Origin of the sequence: Acinetobacter puyangensis, assembly GCF_900096995.1 — a bacterium.
Lineage (GTDB): Bacteria > Pseudomonadota > Gammaproteobacteria > Pseudomonadales > Moraxellaceae > Acinetobacter > Acinetobacter puyangensis.
Window position 1 is genome coordinate 1 of record NZ_OANT01000031.1, and the last position, 2,197, is coordinate 2,197.

The window sequence follows — 2,197 nt, forward strand, 5'->3', positions numbered from 1 at the left end:
GACGATCAGCATTTACGGGCAAAGATAAAAGGCATGCGTTGCTTCGGATAGCGATTGATCCCAAAAAATCACAGATACACATCATCTAAATGAACAACAGATTTTAATTTTTACAGGGCTTATCTACAGGGTAAGTCCTTTTTCATTTAATGAGGTCTATCCTATGAATATTAACTGTCCCTATTGCTACTCTGAACACGTGAGCCGTGTGATGCCACAGCCATCAAGTGCCAACAGCAATCTTTCTTCCATGACCTGTGCAGGCATTGGTGCAACCTTATCTAAATCCTTGCCATTGCCTAAAGTGATATCCCCATTGTTGGGTGGGCTTGCTGGTGCAGTGGTGGGTGGTTTGATTGATAGCCTGATTCAACCAAGCAAAGCGCCACAGCAGCCTGTGCCGTATTTTCATTGTCATAACTGTCAATGTGATTTTCAGTAAATACATACAGGAAAAGGAGCAATATCATGGCACATCAAATTGAACAAATGGCCTATGTCGGTGAAACCCCTTGGCATGGTTTAGGCAATCAACTCACTCAAAATCAACCGATTGAAGTCTGGGCACAACAAGCAGGCATGGATTGGCGGATTGAATCTTCTGATGTCAGTTATATGGCACAGAATGCAAGGGGGCAAAACATCATCATGCCTTTTGAAGAACAACGGGTATTGTATCGTTCCGATACCCATGCTCCGTTATCCGTGGTTAGTCAGCGTTATCAGGAAGTTCAGCCTCGTGAGATATTGGAATTTTATCGTGATTTAACTGAACAATCAGGCTTTGAACTGGAAACCGCAGGGGTACTCAAAGGTGGTAAGAAGTTCTGGGCACTGGCCCGTACAGGACAAAGTACCGCACTTAAGGGCAAGGATGTTAGTAATGGTTATATTCTGCTGGCAACTGCCTGTGATGGTACGCTTGCTACCACGGCACAATTTACTTCGATCCGTGTGGTATGCAATAACACACTGGCGATTGCCTTACAGGGACAAAACCATACAGGTGTAGTCAAAGTGCCTCACAGTACCCGATTTGATGCCGAAGCGGTTAAGCAACAACTGGGGATTTCGGTGCAGGCATGGGATGAACACATGTACCAGATGAAACAGTTATCACAGCGCAAAGTTTCTCAGGGTGAAGCCGCAGCCTACTTTGATGCAGTCTTTAACAATACCAACATGAGCGTTATGGATCAGGAGGAAAATATCATTCAGTTCTATCGGGATGTTGCGACCAAAGCTGATAACCCTACCACTAAATCCGAACCGAATGGCAAAGCCATGTCTAAAGTGATGCAGATGTTTAATGGTCAAGGACGAGGTGCAGAACTTAGCTCAGCCAAAAATACTGCTTATGGCTTATTGTGCTCCATGACTGAATATATTGACCACGAACGCAGAGCCATGAGCCGTGACCATCGACTGGATTCTGCATGGTTTGGTGCTGGGGCCAATCTGAAACAGAGCAGCGTACAACAGGCACTCCAGTTTATTGCCTAAGTGCGATTGGACATCAATTTAAACTGTATTCCTCCTTTTGCCACTTCCCCCCGATGTGGCTTTTTTTATGCCGAAATTTTAATTTTTTACCGATATGGAGTATTTCATGAATAACACACATACATCTTTAGCAGGCAACAGTCATTTATCATCGGTGATTCCTGCAAGTTCTGTTTCTGCTTTAAATCCACTATCTATTAATCAAACCTCTATCAAGCAGCAATATCCATCTCGTCAATCTTTATCAAACAGAGCCAAACGACTGATTAGCACGAAAAGCATGAACCGTCAGGACTGGTTAAAAGTACGTCAGCAAGGGATTGGCAGTAGTGATGCAGCCGCAGCCTGTGGACTCAATCCCCATCAATCCATGCTGGAACTATGGATGCTGAAAACAGGACGTATGCCAAGTCCAGTCCAGCAACCCACAGAGAATAGCTATTCCCCTTTGTACTGGGGACAACAACTGGAACCCTTAATTGCCAGATACTACCAGCATAAGACAGGGCATAAAGTCAGAAAAGTCAATGCCGTGTTACAACATGCTAATCCGGATAAAAGTTTTATGTTAGCCAATCTGGATTATGCAGTGGTGGGTAGTGATGATGTACAGCTACTGGAATGTAAATCCATCGGTGAATGGGGCGTGAAACACTGGAAAGAAGGTGTACCACTGTATGTGTTGATACAGGTA

At 44.3% G+C, this 2,197-nt stretch carries 3 protein-coding genes; all 3 read left to right on the plus strand.

Going from position 1 to position 2,197, the window contains the following annotated elements; genetic code table 11:
* The first annotated feature begins 163 nt into the window (after positions 1-163).
* Positions 164-442, plus strand: a complete 279-nt coding sequence (locus CRO21_RS17395; RefSeq protein ID WP_097080557.1) for a hypothetical protein — start codon at positions 164-166, stop codon at positions 440-442.
* A gap of 26 nt (positions 443-468) precedes the next feature.
* Positions 469-1,503, plus strand: a complete 1,035-nt coding sequence (locus CRO21_RS17400; protein WP_097080558.1) for a DUF932 domain-containing protein — start codon at positions 469-471, stop codon at positions 1,501-1,503.
* Between the two features lie 106 nt (positions 1,504-1,609).
* The coding region (locus CRO21_RS17405) for a YqaJ viral recombinase family nuclease (protein ID WP_171294090.1) at positions 1,610-2,197 on the plus strand (588 nt) is incomplete at its 3' end.